This window comes from Ruegeria sp. BE3, assembly GCF_056538865.1.
Window position 1 is genome coordinate 187175 of sequence record NZ_JBQFTW010000005.1, and the last position, 16547, is coordinate 203721.

General features: G+C 56.0%; 14 protein-coding genes. 3 read left to right on the forward strand and 11 right to left on the reverse strand.

The genetic code is table 11. The features are described 5' to 3' along the window. Genes ACR0AZ_RS13840 through ACR0AZ_RS13855 form a run of 4 tightly spaced genes read right to left on the reverse strand, consistent with a single transcriptional unit; the run spans position 1 to position 3697 of the window. Positions 1-480, reverse strand: coding sequence for an Hcp family type VI secretion system effector (locus ACR0AZ_RS13840; RefSeq protein ID WP_480472147.1), 480 nt, complete (start codon positions 478-480; stop codon positions 1-3). A gap of 25 nt (positions 481-505) precedes the next feature. Beyond that, positions 506-2014, reverse strand: a complete 1509-nt coding sequence (gene tssC / locus ACR0AZ_RS13845; RefSeq protein ID WP_480472146.1) for a type VI secretion system contractile sheath large subunit — start codon at positions 2012-2014, stop codon at positions 506-508. Positions 2015-2016: 2 nt separating this feature from the next. Then, a complete protein-coding gene (gene tssB, locus ACR0AZ_RS13850) occupies positions 2017-2553 on the reverse strand; it encodes a type VI secretion system contractile sheath small subunit (protein WP_480472145.1) in 537 nt (178 codons plus the stop codon). Positions 2554-2572: 19 nt separating this feature from the next. Further along, positions 2573-3697 carry a type VI secretion system protein TssA gene (locus ACR0AZ_RS13855; protein WP_480667680.1) on the reverse strand — a complete coding sequence of 375 codons (1125 nt, stop codon included), beginning with the start codon at positions 3695-3697 and terminating at the stop codon, positions 2573-2575. A gap of 228 nt (positions 3698-3925) precedes the next feature. Between ACR0AZ_RS13855 and ACR0AZ_RS13860 the strand changes: the two genes are divergently transcribed. After that, entirely contained in the window at positions 3926-4339 is a 414-nt protein-coding gene (locus ACR0AZ_RS13860; protein WP_480472143.1) for a DUF6484 domain-containing protein, read from the forward strand. 38 nt (positions 4340-4377) lie between these two features. Continuing rightward, positions 4378-4692, forward strand: coding sequence for a hypothetical protein (locus ACR0AZ_RS13865; protein ID WP_480667681.1), 315 nt, complete (start codon positions 4378-4380; stop codon positions 4690-4692). On the opposite strand, the gene ACR0AZ_RS13870 is transcribed toward ACR0AZ_RS13865, so the two are convergent. The 5 genes from ACR0AZ_RS13870 to tssH are packed head-to-tail and all read right to left on the reverse strand — an operon-like array spanning position 4689 to position 11696. After that, positions 4689-5594 carry a beta propeller repeat protein gene (locus tag ACR0AZ_RS13870; protein ID WP_480472141.1) on the reverse strand — a complete coding sequence of 302 codons (906 nt, stop codon included), beginning with the start codon at positions 5592-5594 and terminating at the stop codon, positions 4689-4691. The two genes, ACR0AZ_RS13865 and ACR0AZ_RS13870, sit on opposite strands and share 4 nt — an antisense overlap. 11 nt (positions 5595-5605) lie before the next feature. Then, positions 5606-6838 carry a PAAR-like domain-containing protein gene (locus tag ACR0AZ_RS13875; RefSeq protein WP_480472140.1) on the reverse strand — a complete coding sequence of 411 codons (1233 nt, stop codon included), beginning with the start codon at positions 6836-6838 and terminating at the stop codon, positions 5606-5608. Beyond that, a complete protein-coding gene (locus ACR0AZ_RS13880) occupies positions 6835-7878 on the reverse strand; it encodes a 3-oxoacyl-ACP synthase (protein WP_480472139.1) in 1044 nt (347 codons plus the stop codon). The genes ACR0AZ_RS13875 and ACR0AZ_RS13880 overlap by 4 nt, the downstream gene beginning before the upstream one ends. Further along, positions 7875-8975: a DUF2169 family type VI secretion system accessory protein gene (locus ACR0AZ_RS13885; protein WP_480472138.1), complete on the reverse strand. Its 1101-nt coding sequence runs from the start codon at positions 8973-8975 to the stop codon at positions 7875-7877. Before ACR0AZ_RS13885 ends, ACR0AZ_RS13880 begins: the two co-directional genes overlap by 4 nt. A 9-nt stretch (positions 8976-8984) precedes the next feature. Continuing rightward, positions 8985-11696, reverse strand: coding sequence for a type VI secretion system ATPase TssH (gene tssH, locus ACR0AZ_RS13890; RefSeq protein ID WP_480667682.1), 2712 nt, complete (start codon positions 11694-11696; stop codon positions 8985-8987). Between the two features lie 131 nt (positions 11697-11827). Here tssH and ACR0AZ_RS13895 point away from each other — a divergent pair, with 131 nt between their 5' ends. After that, entirely contained in the window at positions 11828-13924 is a 2097-nt protein-coding gene (locus tag ACR0AZ_RS13895; protein WP_480472136.1) for a serine/threonine protein kinase, read from the forward strand. A 6-nt stretch (positions 13925-13930) separates the two neighbouring features. On the opposite strand, the gene ACR0AZ_RS13900 is transcribed toward ACR0AZ_RS13895, so the two are convergent. Then, positions 13931-16321: a caspase family protein gene (locus ACR0AZ_RS13900; RefSeq protein WP_480667683.1), complete on the reverse strand. Its 2391-nt coding sequence runs from the start codon at positions 16319-16321 to the stop codon at positions 13931-13933. Then, positions 16242-16538, reverse strand: coding sequence for a hypothetical protein (locus ACR0AZ_RS13905; RefSeq protein WP_480472134.1), 297 nt, complete (start codon positions 16536-16538; stop codon positions 16242-16244). The genes ACR0AZ_RS13900 and ACR0AZ_RS13905 overlap by 80 nt, the downstream gene beginning before the upstream one ends. Positions 16539-16547 lie beyond the last annotated feature (9 nt).

The window sequence follows — 16547 nt, forward strand, 5'->3', positions numbered from 1 at the left end:
TCACGCACCGGCTGAGATATCGTATTCAATCTCGTGCTCATCTCCGGCGCTGTGGTCGTCGGCCTGAACGGTGTAGAGGATCGAGATCTTCTCACATGTCAGGCTCACATGTTCTTCAATCACCAGACTGTCCTGAGGTGTTGGAAGAATTTCATAACCTGAAACTACGACATTCTCCATTTTGATCACCAGATAATCCAGATGCGCTTCGCCGGAATCCTTGCGAACCGCGATTGTCACCTCCGGGAAGTCCTTGCCCTGCATGCAAGCCAGCGCAAGATAGGGTGAGGAGGCGTCATAGAACTTGTTGACTTTGACGGCCCCAACCTGGGCACGGGCAAGCGACCGACCACTGCCGACCTGTGCAGTTGCGCCCTGCTGGATGATCCAGTCGATGGAGTGGACATCGATCTCATCTTCGTGATCAGCGCGCACGCTTTCGCCAGGGACGTCGTCGATCAGCATATATCCGGTTAACATGGAATTACTCCTTTAACTTAATGAACTACGATTTGACGGAGGGCAGCTCGGATACGAGCCTCAAGCTCGCGTTGATGCCTTCCAGTTGGTAATGAGGTCTGAGGAAAAACCGCGCATTGTAGTAGCCAGGGCGTCCTTCGACACTGTCCACCTCAACCTCTGCCGCAGCAAGTGGACGTTTGGCCTTGGCTTTGTCATCAGCCATGGACGGGTTGGCCAACACATAGCGGTTGATCCATTCGCTTAGCCAAACCTGCATATCGGACCGCTCTTTGAACGTGCCCACCTTGTCGCGTGCAATGGCCTTGAGGTAATGCGCGAACCGACTGACCGGGAACAGATAGGGCAGGTTGGCAGACAGCCGTTCATTGGCCTGCGCATCCGGATCGACCAAACGTCCGGCCCGGGTTTCGTCATCCTGCAGCGAATGAGCCCCGATAAAGGCAGCCAGATCGGTGTTCTTGCGATGCAGTACCGGCATCATGCCCAGCTTGGCCAGTTCAGCCTCGCGCCGGTCATCGATGGCGATCTCGGTCGGGCATTTCATTGCAATCGAGCCATCGTCGGTCGGGAAGCTGTGAACCGGTAGATTGGTCACGGTTCCACCGGATTCCACGCCCCGGATCTGGGTTCCCCACCCATACAGCTTGTGGCTGCGGTTGATATTCACGCCCATCGCAAAGGCGGCATTCATCCAGACATAGTGATCATGCTTGCCGTCAATGGCTTCTTCGAAATCGAAACCCTTGACCGGAATGGTGTCCGCGCCATAGGGCAGGCGGCCCAGCACGCGTGGCATGGTCAACCCGATGTATCGTGCATCCTCGCTTTCGCGCAGCGATTGCCAGCTGGCATAATCCGGAGACGACACGATGCCTTCGAGATCCTGCGGGTTGGGCAATTCCTGCCAGCTTTCCATCTTGAACAGCTGCGGCGCAGCGGCGGCAATGAACGGTGCGTGGGCCGAGGCACATATCCCCGACATCTCGCGCAACAGACTGACGTCCTGCGGATTGTGTGAGAACTCATAAGCACCGATGATCGCCCCGAAGGGCTCGCCGCCGAATTGCGAATACTCGGCCTGATAGATGCTTTTGTAGATCGGGGACTGGTCCCACATCTGGCCTTCGAAGTCCTGCAGCGTTTCGCCCAGATCCTCTTTCTTGATGTTCATCACCCGGATCTTGAGCTTCTGATCCGTCTCGGTGTTGTTCACCAGATAGTGCAGACCACGCCAGGTGCCTTCCATCTGACGCACTTCGTCATTGTGCAGGATTTCATTCATCTGCGTGGTCAGAAGACCATCGATACCGGCAATCAGTGACTTGATGGATTTGATCGCATTGCCCGAGATCGTGGCCGAACCTGAGCGATCCTTGGCAGCAATCGCCAGATTGGCAACCAGCCCCTTGAGCTTGTCACTCTCACTGTCTTTTATGCGGAAATCTTTTTCCAGCAGGTCGGAAAATTCACCCAGATCCAGTTCTTCGGCCTCGGCGGCACCTCCGGCGGCCTGTGCTTCTTTCTCAGCCATGCTTAACCCTCCTCGCTTTCAGCGTTTTTCAGGGCTTCTTCGGCGGCCTGCGCGAGAAGCGGTTCGTTGTTCAGAAGTTGGGCGATGCGCTTTTCAGCATCGACCTTGCCGTCCATGTATCCCAGCAATTCCTCAAGCTGGTTGCGCATTTTCAGCAGCTCGTTGAGGGCCGGAACCTGCGCTGCCATCTTGTCAGGGGCAAAGTCACCCATGCTGGAAAAGGTCAGATCCACGAAAAGTTCTTCGTCGGCTTCCCCGCCATCTGCAGATGGCAATGTGTTTGGAACACGGGTCTTCACACGCGGACCAAGGGCTTCCATAAATTTGTTGAAACGACCCGCATCGGTTTCGACAAAGTTGCGCTCACCTACGGGTTTTTTGGCTTCAGGTGTCTCGGATTTCCCCGCCAGATCGGCCATTACGCCCATCACAAATGGCAATTCAATCGTCGTGGGACTGCCATAATGTTCAACGTCATAAGCAATTTGCACCCTCGGGGCGCGATTACGCTCAATGACCTTCTGCTTACTTTCGGACATTTAAAACTCCTTCGAAATTTTAAGACTTTCTCCCCTTGGCGTCCTCCACGCCTGCAACGTTGCGAAACTCTTTCAGGCCGGATGGGGCGACTTCCTCCATCAGGTCCATGAAATCCATCGGGACCATGCGCCTTAGCCGACGGGCCAGATGAGGAATCGGGCTTGACGGTTCAGTGCGCTCGTAAAAGGCGATAATGCTGTCCAGGCACCGTTCGACATCCGCACGGGAATTCACGACGCCGGGTGTCGCAGAGCTGGCGGGCGTGGCGGTTGACGGAGCAGCCTGCGGTTGCTCGGATACGATTTCCTGTTCGCCGTCAGACTGACGGATGTCTGACATTGCCACCTCCAGCGTGGTTCGTACCTGTCCCAGAAATTCCCCTAGTTCGTTCAGGTTCAGCCCCGGATCCTTTTCGTAACCGGCCTGAGTGTTGAAACGTACGCAAATGGAGCCAAGTGCCTCCTGTGCCTGATTCAAGGCTGCAACCAGTGCTTCGGCGCGATCCGGTTCTTCTGCCGCCAGCGCACGTGTTCCCGCCTTGACGCGCCCGACGCGGGCTTCGTGCTTGGCCGCGATCCCTGCCAGTTCTTCTTCGGTAGCACCGGCATATTTGGCTTGCGCGTCAAACGCGCTCAACGTGGCGGCCGCCAAATCCTCTCCGGTCAGGGGGCCGATGCCACGGGGGCTGAGTGCGACTGAAAACTTCAGGTCACCAAGAAGTCCGTTGTCATCATTCTCCAACTGTTTGATCGCATTCTGCCTGGGCTGAACGCAGGCTTGCGGCGTATCGCGGTCCCGCAGTGCCGGGTTCAGAGTGTCCCAATAGGTTTCCAGCGTTGCGTCCAGCATCTTAAGGCCAGCTGCCAGTCCCTCGAAACCGTCAGTGGCGACACCGGCACGGATGAGAATATTCAACATCCGCAGATCGCGACCCGTCTGGGCCAGGTCTAATCCGTCGCGTTCAATAGACGGCCAGTCGATCGGTGCAGCAGAGGGGTTGAGTGTCCCGTCGGGCAGCACGCGATTGGTCTTCGTCGCTGTTTCAAGCAAACGTTCTATCGCGTGGAAACGCGGTTCGTTCCTCAGTTCCACCCCGGAAGGGTTGTCACCTTCCAACGGCTCAAGAAGGATCCCAAAATCCATACAGCAGCCTAAAATTTGTGTTCAACAATGTTCAAAGTCTCGCAAAACAATCTGATTCTTGCAATAAAATCACTATATCTCGATATTTGGCATTATTTGTGTGAACTAGATACCAGAAGATGTCTGCAGCCTTGGTCATCGTGGATGACGGGTCATGAATTCGAATTTGCCTTTGGTGAAGGGTGCAGCTTCATGTGATACTGAACAGCAACTACGCCGGAGGGTTGCATGCGTGTTACAGAACGGATCGATGGAATTATGATCGGTGTCCTTCAGGGGTTCGAGGACGGCGTGCCTTTGGTCGCATATCCGGCCAATCCGCTGGATCACCCGGTCGCAGCGCGCAGTCTGGTGATGTTGGACGACAATCACACCGGATGCGAGGTGGCGCTCCAATTCGAACAAGGGCAGGTTGATTGCCCGTTGATCCTTGGACGGATCATTGCGCCGGGCGACGGTGCCGAGATTGTCCGGGATGGAGACCGCGTGCGCGTCACCGGTCAGGAGCGGATTGAACTGCGCTGCGGCAAGGCATCAATCATCATGGAAGCGGATGGTCATATCACCATCAGGGGCAGCTATCTGGTCAACCATGCAACGGCGTCCAACCGTATCCGCGGTGGTTCGGTCAACATCAACTGAACAGGTGACTGGTGACAAGCCTGATCCTTGAAAACATAGTGCGACAACACGCAGAAGAGGCGGCGCATCTGTGGAATATCTACGATTACGTGTTGCTCAATCCCGATGAAAACCCGGATATGGACGAAGAGCGCATCGACCGGGTCGTGGAACGCCTGAACGCTCATATCGACGGGCTCCGCGTTGCAGGTGAGGAAGGGTTGCGCGTGGCGCAGGAACGGTTCGATGAATATCCCGAACCAGGTGAGCTGTTCGTTTTGAGGATGCTGCAACCCAACGCCGCCGATGTCTGGATCGCCGATTTGAATCTGGATGGGGTGCGGGCGTATTTGGCAGAGAAGTTAGCGGGTTAGGCCATAGTCACCTGATCAAATTTTAACCAATATTCCTCGTCGAATATCAGAACGTCTTTCATACCTAGCGACCACAATGTGTCTCCGCCAACAACAAGCTCTGAAAAACTGTTAGCAATTTTGAGGGGTTCCGGAATAAGCGTGAGTTCATCTTCAACATCGAGAATGAACAACGCAGTGAACCCGGCCAAATAAATGTCTCCGTGATATTCCGCTACGCTCCATATATCGATTATCCCGGGTTCGCTGCAAAGAAGTTCGAAGTTATCCTGTCTACCACGCAATACAGTCCCGTACTGACCGGCCGTATAAACCTGCCCACCCTTCGTACATAAGACAGCGTAGAAACAAGCGTTTGTCTGACTTTGAACCGGATGCCAATCTGTTCCGTCAAAACGCCAGACCACACCAAATTCCCCCGCTGCGTAGAGCTCGTGAGCACCAAAACCATCAATGGATTCGAAGTTCTGCTGATCAAATTCTTTGCGTAGTGTTTCGGATGGGCTGATATCGGTCCATTTGTTGGCGCCGTCGCGCCGGAAAACTTGCATAGATGTTCCAGCGGCATAAAACCTGCCATCGATCCAGGCAAGTTTACGCAACGGCCCGCGTTTGACAGCGATGTCTTCTTCGATTGTTTCACCATTAACAAAATGAATGAACTTACCCCAGTCTCCTAAAAAGGCTGGGCCTGATTGGTGACCTTCACTGTAACAAGCAGAAACAATGCTGTGATCGCGATTTCCGATGGGTTTGACCGTACCGTTATGCATTTCCAGCAAGGCTGCGTGCGGTTCGTTCCTATCGCCAGCCAATTCGTCAATGACGCATGAAAAAGCCAGCGTGATATCATCCTTGGCAGCTCCACAAGTCAGCGAGAAATCGTTAAGAATTGGTTGCATATGTGGCTTCCTCAACCGCCGGCCATTTTCATTGCCTTGTCGAGATAAGACTGGATATTGTCGATCATACGCCTTGCTTCGACTGCCGGTCGGCCCGGGTTTTTGTCTGCGCGCAACGGTGTATTCTCTGTGACCCCTGCTTCTTCGTGAAATGCGTCAAGCTGCGCTTTGATGCAGGCGGGGCTACAATCAGATTCCGGAAAAACCTTTTTCATTGATGAAATCGATTTATCACGCATCTGGCCATAAGTAAGCGAATGGCAATTCAATGGGTTCTTTGGATCACTTGGTGACAATGCATTGTCAAGGATCTCGCAATACATGTCGTTATGCATCAATCCATGGCTTCCCTTGTTATGTGTTGCCCCTTCGGCACAAACACATGGTGCTGCCTTCTCATTGTAGCTGACTCCAGGCAGTGCGGTTCCGTCCACCGAAAAACTGGATTCGGGTACTAGGTGGTGGCCTGTTTGCTTGCCACAGCATTCTCCCTTGTCGGCGTCCTTTTTTGCCACAAGTTTGCATTTCATTGCTGCAAGACAAGGGTTTTTGCGCGCCGCACCAGAGTCACGCATACGTTCTTTGTTTACGCGGTTTTCGTCTGACGCCAGATCTTTTGACGCCTTTAGACCAACGAAGACCGCGCCGCCGGCTTTATGTGAAATTGTATCGTCCGAACTCCGGGTAGTGTTGTCCACACCGGGGGAAAGGCTTAGTCCCGCTGCTTTGCAAGCTTCATCAAGATTCTTGTAGTCTTTGCAGCCTTCCTGCATCTTTTGGATATCTTTGGCGCAGGGATTTGTCGGGTCAACCACCCAAGGTTGCCCAATCTTCGGCCAGGGTGGCGCGTTGGGCGGTGAGCCATGATTGTTGGTCTCGATATCCGAGAACCGGCATATATTCTTGCCCTCGGCTTTCACATTCATCGAATAGGCCTGCGATTTGGCCTTGCCGGTGTTCTTTGAACTGACGATGCCCTTTTTACTCGCACTTCCGGCCTCAGTGCCGGTGGTTTTTGTGAAATGTGAGTTGTTTTTCAAGTTGATCGTTTCGTCACCGATTTTGACGGTTCCGGTGCCTTTGTCCGTATTACTGTCCATCCCGAAGGAAGGATAGGGGATCGGAACGCCCGGCGGTGTTGGCGGGGCTTGCGGCGGCGTGAAACAAACATCGGGAAACGCGGCAATCACTTGGTTGGATTGCTTCTTGCAGGACACTTCCAGATTATTGGCGAAGACGGTCATGCGGCGCTAGCCTTGTCTGAAATCTCGGGTGCGAAGAACACTGCCGCGCCGCAGGTTCCATCATCCCCCGACGCTTCTATGAGCACCGGATTACCTGGCGCGTAGCGCTTGATCGAAGCTTCCAGCGCCCATGCGATCATTATCGGAACCGCTGCGGCGCCCACGTTCCCGATGCATTCGGTCGGAGTCCAAAGTTCCTGTAACTCCCGGTGTTCACGCAAAAGCCGTTGCATCGACAACGCGGTTTGTTTGAAGAAATAAGCCTCACCGGTCAGATCAGAAATGCGATAATCAATCCGGTCGAATGTAATGCCCGAGTTCTCAAGCGCCTGACGATAGGCGCTGGTCATGCCATCGGCGCGGAGCGGCAGTTCTTCATCGTTGTACAAATAGGCCAATTCGCGGTTCAAGCCGAGACCTGTCATCGCAAGCTGTGTCGGCGCCCCGCCGGTACATAGCAGCGCGGCGGCTGCCTCGCCAGGAATGAAACCATTGGCGTTGTTCCCGTCGAGAAGACGACCGGCTTGGATGAAACTGGCGACGGCGGGACCTGTCAAAAGGCTGTCTGCGCCGACAATCAGTACGTGATCATCCGGGTTCTGACGGAGTATGCGACTGGCGCGTTCCAGTGCGGCAAAGCCCGAGGGCCGGCCATATTCCACGGTTTCGAAACTGGTCTGTTGCGACAGGCCTGAAAATTCGATCAGCTTTCGGGCGAAACTGTCGGGGTCGCGCACGGGCGCGCCGCGTCTGGTTTCTTCGGCCAGACAGAGAATGACGGTCAGGTTTTCGATCTGTGCGCGGAAGCCCTCAAGCGCGTCGACCACAGCACCAGCTGCCAGATGCGCGACACGTTTTTCACCGACCCAATTTCGGGGCAGGGGGACCGGAGCCCCCAATTGCCATTCACCATCGGCGGCCAGAAAATCGGTTTCCTGAAACCCGTCCAGCCCGCCCCGCATGGCCGCCGCAGATGCCGCGCGATTCAAGCCGACGGCCGTGACCATTCCTGCGGACAGGATGTTGACGGCGCCGGTCATAACGCAACCTGTTCAGGCATGCGTAAGGAATGGGCTGGCCTGTAGACTTTGCCTTTCTGCTTAGCGCGCACCTGCGCGCGCGTAGGCGGTCCAATCCAGAACTCGGTAAATTCGGTGATCACCCGGCGAATAGGCACCTCGACGCGCCAGGTGAGCGAGAAAACCCTGTTCTCGGCGTCAATCAGCAGCGTGTCAGGCAGGGCAGTTTGTTCCAGTGCATTTTCCCAATCGCGCCAGATGGTCAGCGGCAATCTGGTATCGGGCAGGTAAAATGCTTCTTTCCCGCGCGGCGTCAAGTTGACGAGTACCACTTGAGCGCCGCCGGCAGGATAGTCGATCTGCTGATCGGTCGCGGTCTGCTGATAATAGCGTTCATCGAAATCTGCGGGCAAAAACGGAAAGACATTGTCTTTCCAGTTATCGTCATAAGTTCCGGCAAATCGCTGCCGTTCGGGTGAAACGCGCGATATTGGCCCCAGCGCCATTGGTTTGTAATCTTCATAGGGCGAAGTAACGGGCACTCCGATTTCTTCGGTGTTTGGAAGGGGAAGCCCGCTCAGGCGTGACTGGTTTTTGACGCTGGCAAATCCCTGTCCGATAGGGTTGGGCAGATAGACGGGTGGAAGCTTGTCTTCCGGGTCCAGCATGCAGGCTCCGCCAAAAGCAGTATCGTAGCTGAACGCCGCCCGGGAAAAGGGAATAGGGTCAGTTGTCGTGATTGCTGGGCCGATCACACGCCATTCCCGGTGACCGATGACGTTGAACGTCTTGGCCATGGCGCCAACTTTCAAACCGACTTGAACCTTTTGGGCGGGTTTACCGCCCGGCGCATAGGCGGCTCCGTTCAGGACGACGTCACATTTGCCTTTGCGAAACGCAAAATCGGTTTCCCATGTGGTTGCCGAATACCCCGGTTCGCCACTGTATTCATCGGCCATCACCAACGGAGCCTGCTGTGGCATTGGCAGCGGTGGCTGATCCGGGTGGTCGGGAAATCCGAAGGTGCCCTTGACCACCAGCGACAAGTATTCGCGCCCGGCCACATCCATTCCCATCGTGATGCCATAGGCGAAATTAGTTTTATTGAAAACCTGCATCTGCTGGGCCTATGCAAATTTGTAGGCGAACCCGTCCGGGCCACCGGAAACAACTACCGAAGTCAGCTCAGCCCCTTCCAGCGAATAGTTCAGGATCTGGCGGCTGAGCTCGGGCAAAAGCGTATTCGTCAGGATCGCATCGATCATCCGGCCGCCGCTTTCAATTTCAGTGCACCGATCTTTGATGAGCTGCATCGCACTTGCGTCAACAGTCAGCTCAGCGCCGTATCCTTCTTCCAGCCGTCTGGCGATACCGCGCAGCTTGTGCCCGGCGATGGCCTCGATCATTGAATCTGACAATGGATAATAGGGGATCGTCACCACTCGCCCCAGCAAAGCGGCGGGAAAGACATTCAGCAGCGGAGCGCGCAGCGCCGCGGTCAACTCCTCCATATCGGCCGTTTTGCTGCCGTCTTCCGTCATCGCCATGATCTCTTCCGAGCCAACATTCGAGGTCAGCAGGATTAGCGTGTTCTTGAAATCGATCCGGCGCCCTTCGCTGTCATCCATCATGCCTTTGTCAAAGACCTGAAAGAAAATCTCGTGCACGTCCGAATGAGCTTTCTCGACCTCATCCAGTAGAATGACCGAGTATGGGCGGCGGCGCACGGCTTCGGTCAGAATGCCGCCTTTGCCATAGCCAACATAGCCCGGAGGTGCCCCTTTCAGCGTCGAGACAGTGTGCGCCTCCTGAAATTCGCTCATGTTGATCGAGATCAGGTTTCCTTCGCCGCCATACATCAGATCAGCCAGTGCCAGCGCGGTTTCTGTCTTGCCGACGCCCGAAGGGCCGCACAGCATGAAAACGCCGACGGGCTTTTCCGGTGCGCCAAGACCCGCAGTGGCGGTCTGAATACGATTAGCGATCATCTCCATCGCATGGTTTTGTCCAACAACCCGTTCCGCCATGGTCGTTGCCAGCGCCAGCGCTCGTTCGCTCTGGCTGGACAGCATCCGCCCCATGGGAATGCCGGTCCAGTCCTGAACAATGGCGGCGACGGCTTGCTTATCAACTGATGGCAGGATCAGCGGAGTCTCACCCTGCGCCTCGGTTAGCTGGGTCATTTTCTGGCGCAGTTCAGATAGCGCGGCATCGCGATCAAAGGGTTCGGTTTCAGGTTTGGTTGGATCACTATCTTGTTCATCCGCACCAGCCTCAATTTCGGCGCCGGTTTCATCCAGAACTGCGCCAGAGGCGCGCAACTGGCCGCGCAGCTCGAGGATGTCTTTGACCAAGGCCTGCTCCGCTTCCCAACGGGCATTGGCGGCCTCCAGCTGGCTTTTGGCCGCTGCGATTGCGGCATCGACATCGGTCTTGCGCTCGTCGATGTCGATGCCGATCTCGCCCTCCCGGTCGATGATTCCAGCTTCGATCTCCAGCGCGGCCAGACGTCGTTCGACATCGTCAACTTCGGCAGGTGTGGCATGTTGCGACACGGCGACCCGGGCGCAGGCGGTATCCAGCAATGAGATCGCCTTGTCCGGCAACTGACGGCTTGGAATATAACGGTGCGAGAGTTTGACCGAAGCTTCTATCGCTTCGTCCAGAACCTCGACCTGATGGTGCTTCTCCAGCACTCCGGTGACGCCACGGCACATCAATATGGCCTTGTCTTCGGACGGTTCATCGATTTTGACGACCTGAAAGCGCCGGGTCAGGGCGGGGTCGGGTTCGATATGCTGTTTGTATTCAGCCCATGTTGTCGCCGCGACGGTCCGCAGTTCTCCCCTTGCCAGTGCAGGTTTCAGCAAATTGGCAGCATCGCCTGTTCCAGCCGCACCCCCTGCGCCGATCAACGTATGAGCTTCGTCTATGAAAAGGATGATGGGTGTGTCTGAGCTTTGAACTTCGTCGATCACGGCTTTCAGGCGCTTTTCGAATTCGCCTTTGACCGATGCCCCGGCCTGCATCAACCCGATGTCCAGCATATGCAGGTCCACGTTGCGCAACTGAGGCGGAACATCGCCCCGTGCCAGACGTTGGGCAAATCCTTCGACCACGGCGGTTTTACCCACACCTGCTTCACCCGTCAGGATCGGGTTGTTCTGCTTGCGACGCATCAGAATATCGATGATCTGACGGATCTCGGCGTCACGCCCGACAACCGGATCCATCGCCCCGTCCCGGGCGCGCTGTGTCAGGTTGGTGGCATATTTTTCAAGCGACGACTCGCCACCGCGCGCCGGTTTACGGGGGGCTTCTGCGGCACCGTCGGGTTCAATGCGTTCCAGCGAAGCCGCCAGAAGGTCGTCAAGTTGCGCTGCCATCGCCGCCGGGTCGAGCTTGTCGAACTCAAGACTGATCTTGAACAACAACCCCTCCAGCACGGGAACCTGCAGGGCGCCCAGCAAAATATAGGCTGAACGAACGGTGTCATCGCCAAAGTCAAGCGATCCAAAGTTCCATGCTTCTTGAATGGCCCGGAAAATATGATCCGAGAATTCTTCGACTGATCCGGCACCATGGGGCAGGGCATCGGTTGCACGCAGCATGTCACCGGTCAGTTTGTGGCGATCAACACCCGCAGCATCCAGCAGGATGTCCATATCTGAACGCTCGGAATCTGCCAGTTCGGTTATGAAATGCACAAGCTCGACATAAGGATTACCGCGTCTTTTCGCGGCTTGTGCGGCACCTGAAAAAGCTGCGAAACAAATCGGATTAAGTTTGCCCACAAGCTCTTTGCGTTTCACTGTTTCCTGCGACCCCCGTGGTGCCATACACTGTCCCTCAATTGCGAAAAAATTTAAATTCTCTGAAAAAGCAAACCGGTATAGTACATAAAGTATAAGCTAATTCCGGAATTGAATCGATAGTTTTGACAATGGGCTAATTCCAGCGGGGCGCGTTGATGATTGATCCGATGCCAGGTGATATTTTTCAGACCGGCCAGGTTCTGAACAACACTTATGAAATTCTGGGTGTGCTCGGCCGGGGTGGTACGGGCGAGGTTTACCTGGCCCGCAACCGGGTCGTGGACCGGAAGGTGGCGATCAAGGCGCTTAATTCGCAGTTCTCCGGCAATGCTGACTATGTCGAACTAATGAAGCGCGAAGAAGAGATACGTACTATCGTGCACGATGCAGTGGTGCGCTATTCCGAGTGCTCGATGTCAGATCAGAACCACGTGTTTCTGGTGATGGAGTTTGTTGACGGAACCTCGCTGAACGACCTGATGGTGAAGCGCCGGATCGAAGATCGGGAGCTTTTGATTGTCGCGCACCGCGTGCTTGAAGGGTTGGTTCAGGTGCACCGCAACGGGATCGTGCATCGCGATCTGAGCCCGGACAATATCATCCTGCGCGATGGTGACCCCGAGCGGGCGACGATTATCGACTTTGGTATCGCCAAGGATACAACGACAGGTGCTCGTACAATCGTTGGGAACGATTTTGCAGGAAAATATGAATATGCCGCACCCGAACAACTGGAAGGCCAGGCCGAGCGTCGGACGGATCTGTATGCGTTGGGGGCATCGCTTCTGGCTACAGCGCGGGGGGAAATCCCGTTTCTTGGTGCCACGCCGGGCGAGGTCATCCGGCGCAAACAACAACCATTGGACACATCCGGGCTTGGTGAAAACCTGCGGCACCTGATTGACTGGTTGTCTGCTCCCGCGCCTGACGATCGTCCCAGCGATGCGGCTGAAGCGTTGGAATGGGTTGGTGGGAAATTGAAGCCGGCCAGTGCTTCTTCTGAACGTGGCACAAAGGGTCGCGGAAGAACCGGTGGAAACATGTTTATTGGTTTGCCTGTTGCTTTGGTTGCCGTGCTCGGAGGGCTGTGGGCAGGTGGAGTTTTTGACGACCTGTTCAAACCACCACTGCCAGTCGCCAGCCCCTATGAGCTGACTGTAACCACTCTGGTTGACGGCAGTATGGTTTTGGCCAGTCATGCGCCGGATCAGCCGGGGGCCGATGTCATCCGAACCGGATTCGAGCGCGCAACCGGACAGTCAGCATCGCAAGAGGCCGTCACTCTGGCTGATGGAGTGCCCAGCCCTGAGTGGCCCACGTTGATGAACCAATTGATGGGCCTTGCCGCCAATCTGGAAAGCTGGGAGCTGTCGGTGACGGACGCGCACGCCAATCTGAGTGGTATCGCGTCCAGTGGTTCGGCGCGGGGTGCTCTTGAGGCTCAACTGGCTCAGTTCGTCAGCGCCTCGGGCATTGAGGTCGAACGGGATATTGTCGCAGGTCCCCGCGTTCTGTCACGCGCTGCATTGCAATCGTCACTGTCGCGACTGGGAAATTGCGGGCCGCTTAGCGCCTCAGCCACTGCTGACGGCACATATGCGTTGTTTGACACGATCACCATCACCGGTGATCTGGCCAACGGATCTGATCAGGATACGATCCAGCGTGCGCTGGGCCCAGTAGTGGGTGACAGAAACCTGCGTTTTGACACCACGATCCTGAATGATCAGCTTTGTGCTATTCGCGCAGTGCTTCCGGATGTGCCTTCCGCGAACCTGTCAATTTGGCTGGGAGATGGGGCCACTGGCGCGCCCTCGCTCAGCGGTGTATTTCGGACAGGCGAAAACCCGATGGTCGAAGTGCATGTGCCTGAAACGATTTCGGACGGGTCGCTGTGGGTCATGGTGGTCGACAATACTGGAACCGTGTTCCATGTGTTGCCGAATGTGAACCGGACCGCACATAACCTGGCTTCTCTGGGAGAGATCCAGAACGGGGTACGACAGGTGCGGGTTCTCCATTCGATTGAAGAGTTCAAGCAAGACAATACGCGCCTGGCGATCCGGATCAATGAAGGCGACTATGGAAAAACAGAAGTGATCGCAATTCTGAGCCGCTCGGACTTGTTCGATCTCCGCCGCCCCCGCGATGAAAGCGTGACATCGGTGGCTGAGGCTTTGGCCGGAGCCTTAGAAGGCCGAGAGGGGGAAATCATCGGCGTTGCCAGCCGGATCATTGATGCCCGACCCTGAGGCTGGTTAGAACAGATCGAACCGCACTGGGTTGATGGCCCAATACACCCGCGCTGCCAAAAGCAGACGTTCTTTGGGATCATTCAATGTTGCTGCGGACAGTGGAACACCCTGTGCTACTGCGACGTTTTCCAGGGCCTTTTTGGTGGCCGGTCCGACCTGGCCATCGACCGCCACGTTTTGCCCCAGTTCATTCAAGGCCAACTGCAAACCCCGATCCAGCGCAGTACGTGATAGAGTCCCCAATTGATCGCTGGCCTGTCCTGCGGCGTCGGTATCTGCCAGAAGTGAAGCCTTGGCCGCACGCAAGGCCGCGTCCGCTGGCCCCTTACCCGGGACCTGCCCGTCTAGAATGATATAAGCGCCGTTTGCCCCGCCCCATGCATCGCCACGTGCCAGCGACATGTCATACCAGCCCAGCGCTTCTGTTTTAGTCCGACCGGGAAGCTGACCTCGTAAGATCATGCGGGCCACGCTGGCAGGTGCTGTTGGGTGACCTCCCTCGGTGGCGGCCAGAAAATACTCCAGCGCCTTGTCGTGATCCACCGGATTGCCGCCCAGCCCGTTCAGGGCCACGTAAGCGAGGTTGTCGTACCCGTAAATGTCCTTACGCAATTCGGACGCCCGTAAATAACGCATACCGCGTTCAGGGATATAATGGTCGGAGTTTTCACGCAGGAAATACAGCCCCAGTTCGTTCATCGAATAGGTATGACCCAGCTCGACTGAACGTTCGAGCAATTCAAAGCCGCGTTGTTTGGCCGCTTGCGTTGTACCTTCGCGCAGCAACTTCTTGCCCAGCGTATGCATCGCATAAGGATCTTGTTCGGCAGTACCCTGTTCCAACAACTCCAGCGCCATCTGCGGATCACGGGGGATGCGGGTAACCGCACGGTCTATCCGTTCAGAGTCCAGCAAAACTGCAAGGGCATATTTCGCGCGGATATGACCGGCCTGTGCAGCGGCCAAGATGTTGGCATAAGCCTCGCTTAGTTGACCGGCGGCTTGCTGAACGCGACCAAGTTGATAACGAAACCGCGCATTGTCGGGGTCGGTCGCAACAGCTGTCTGACAGGCCTTCAGCCCATCGGAAATTCTGATTTCATTGGGCAGACGAAACACGCCCACGCCGTTCAGATCCAATGCATCGCCCGCCTCAAGATCACAGGCGTTCATGTTCAGTTTCAGCGATACATCAACCCGCTGGCGCTGCTGGCCCGAGGTCACTATCTCGACCGAGAATGTATCCGAGATGTCGGGTGTGACGAAATCCACCGCGCGGATGTCGGAAATTTCCGGAGCGTAGGAGATTGCGCCATTATCCTGTCCTGAGCCAATGGCAATAACACCCTGTTCGGGTCGCTCGACCAACTGAACTTCGTCAATATCGGTGCCCAGTGCCTGCTCCAGAAGCTGGGACAGCGGCACGTTCTTGTTGAATTGCTGGGTCAGATCCAACGACCGAGATATTGCTGCCTGAGGTGTTTCCGACACCGCCTCGGATTGCGATTGCGTCAGGTAGAAAGGTTTAACCAGCGTTGAGCTTTCCCATGGAATCTGTTGCCCGTTGGTCGAACTGTGCACACGTTCTCGAATGACCGGAAACAGAGCCTGAATGTTTTCAAACGGCGCGGCGCGCGCGGTCTCCAGAACGGCTGCTGTATAGGGGCTGTTCTGGCCCGAGGCTCCATCGCTTGCCACCGCCCCGGGTGAGGTCGAATAGGCCACGAGTGAGTTCAGCGGCGTTCGGAATACATCAAAGCCGGTGCGTGTTTCGAACAGGTTGGCGTCCAGATCGGCCGCCAGTCGGATGTCGCTGAAAGGATTGTCCCGGCAGGAATCAAGGATGGCCACATGTGCGGAACTACGGGCGGATAGCGTATCGATAACCCGGTCCAGTGTCATCGTCGCAAGAGGAACGTCATAGATGCTTTCGAACCTGGCATCCACGGGCAGCAGGTAATTCCTGCGCCCGATCTGGATTCCGTGCCCGGCATAATAAAACAGAACATTGGCAGAATCCGGGATGTTGAGGACGGCGGTACGGAGTAGTTCTTCGAATTCACGCTTTTCAAGATCATACCCGTCATAGACCTTAAAGTTGAACTCGCGCAGTAATGCCGCGATGTCCTGAGCATCCTTGCGTGCATTGCTGAGGTCACCGACATGGGTGTAATCCTGATTGCCGATCACGATCGCAATGCGCGGTGCGCCCGGCGTTTGTGCCAGCGTCGCGTTGCCGAGCAGGCATAGAGGAAGCATTACACCCAGTATTCGGCCTGCAACTTCGCGCCAGAACATGCGTGGCTCCTCCGTATCAGCCCCAGCTTCCTCCGCCGCCGCCTCCAGCGCCACCACCATCGCCGCCGCCGCCACCACCGCCTCCGTCGCCGCCATCGCGATCCTCACCAGTGGGCGAAGAACTGGGTGAAGGTGTCTGTACAGGGGCGGACGCAGGTGATTGCGCTGCGGGTGTTGCAACCGCCGGAGCAGCAGCTGCAGCCGGTTGCGGCTCAACAGTCGGCTCTGTCTGGCTGCTATCGATCGGAAGGCCATCGCAGCCTGCCAAAATTAACGTGCCGCACATCATGAACGATAGTGATACTCGGACCATCACGGGTTT

Excerpts from the sequence above, each read along its gene's own strand:
- ACR0AZ_RS13840 (WP_480472147.1), bottom strand. The coding sequence starts at position 480 with ATGTTAACCGGATATATGCTGATCGACGACGTCCCTGGCGAAAGCGTG.
- tssC (WP_480472146.1), bottom strand. The coding sequence starts at position 2,014 with ATGGCTGAGAAAGAAGCACAGGCCGCCGGAGGTGCCGCCGAGGCCGAA.
- tssB (WP_480472145.1), bottom strand. The coding sequence starts at position 2,553 with ATGTCCGAAAGTAAGCAGAAGGTCATTGAGCGTAATCGCGCCCCGAGG.
- ACR0AZ_RS13855 (WP_480667680.1), bottom strand. The coding sequence starts at position 3,697 with ATGGATTTTGGGATCCTTCTTGAGCCGTTGGAAGGTGACAACCCTTCC.
- ACR0AZ_RS13860 (WP_480472143.1), top strand. The coding sequence starts at position 3,926 with ATGCGTGTTACAGAACGGATCGATGGAATTATGATCGGTGTCCTTCAG.
- ACR0AZ_RS13870 (WP_480472141.1), bottom strand. The coding sequence starts at position 5,594 with ATGCAACCAATTCTTAACGATTTCTCGCTGACTTGTGGAGCTGCCAAG.
- ACR0AZ_RS13875 (WP_480472140.1), bottom strand. The coding sequence starts at position 6,838 with ATGACCGTCTTCGCCAATAATCTGGAAGTGTCCTGCAAGAAGCAATCC.
- ACR0AZ_RS13880 (WP_480472139.1), bottom strand. The coding sequence starts at position 7,878 with ATGACCGGCGCCGTCAACATCCTGTCCGCAGGAATGGTCACGGCCGTC.
- ACR0AZ_RS13885 (WP_480472138.1), bottom strand. The coding sequence starts at position 8,975 with ATGCAGGTTTTCAATAAAACTAATTTCGCCTATGGCATCACGATGGGA.
- tssH (WP_480667682.1), bottom strand. The coding sequence starts at position 11,696 with ATGGCACCACGGGGGTCGCAGGAAACAGTGAAACGCAAAGAGCTTGTG.
- ACR0AZ_RS13895 (WP_480472136.1), top strand. The coding sequence starts at position 11,828 with ATGATTGATCCGATGCCAGGTGATATTTTTCAGACCGGCCAGGTTCTG.
- ACR0AZ_RS13900 (WP_480667683.1), bottom strand. The coding sequence starts at position 16,321 with ATGGCGGCGACGGAGGCGGTGGTGGCGGCGGCGGCGATGGTGGTGGCG.
- ACR0AZ_RS13905 (WP_480472134.1), bottom strand. The coding sequence starts at position 16,538 with ATGGTCCGAGTATCACTATCGTTCATGATGTGCGGCACGTTAATTTTG.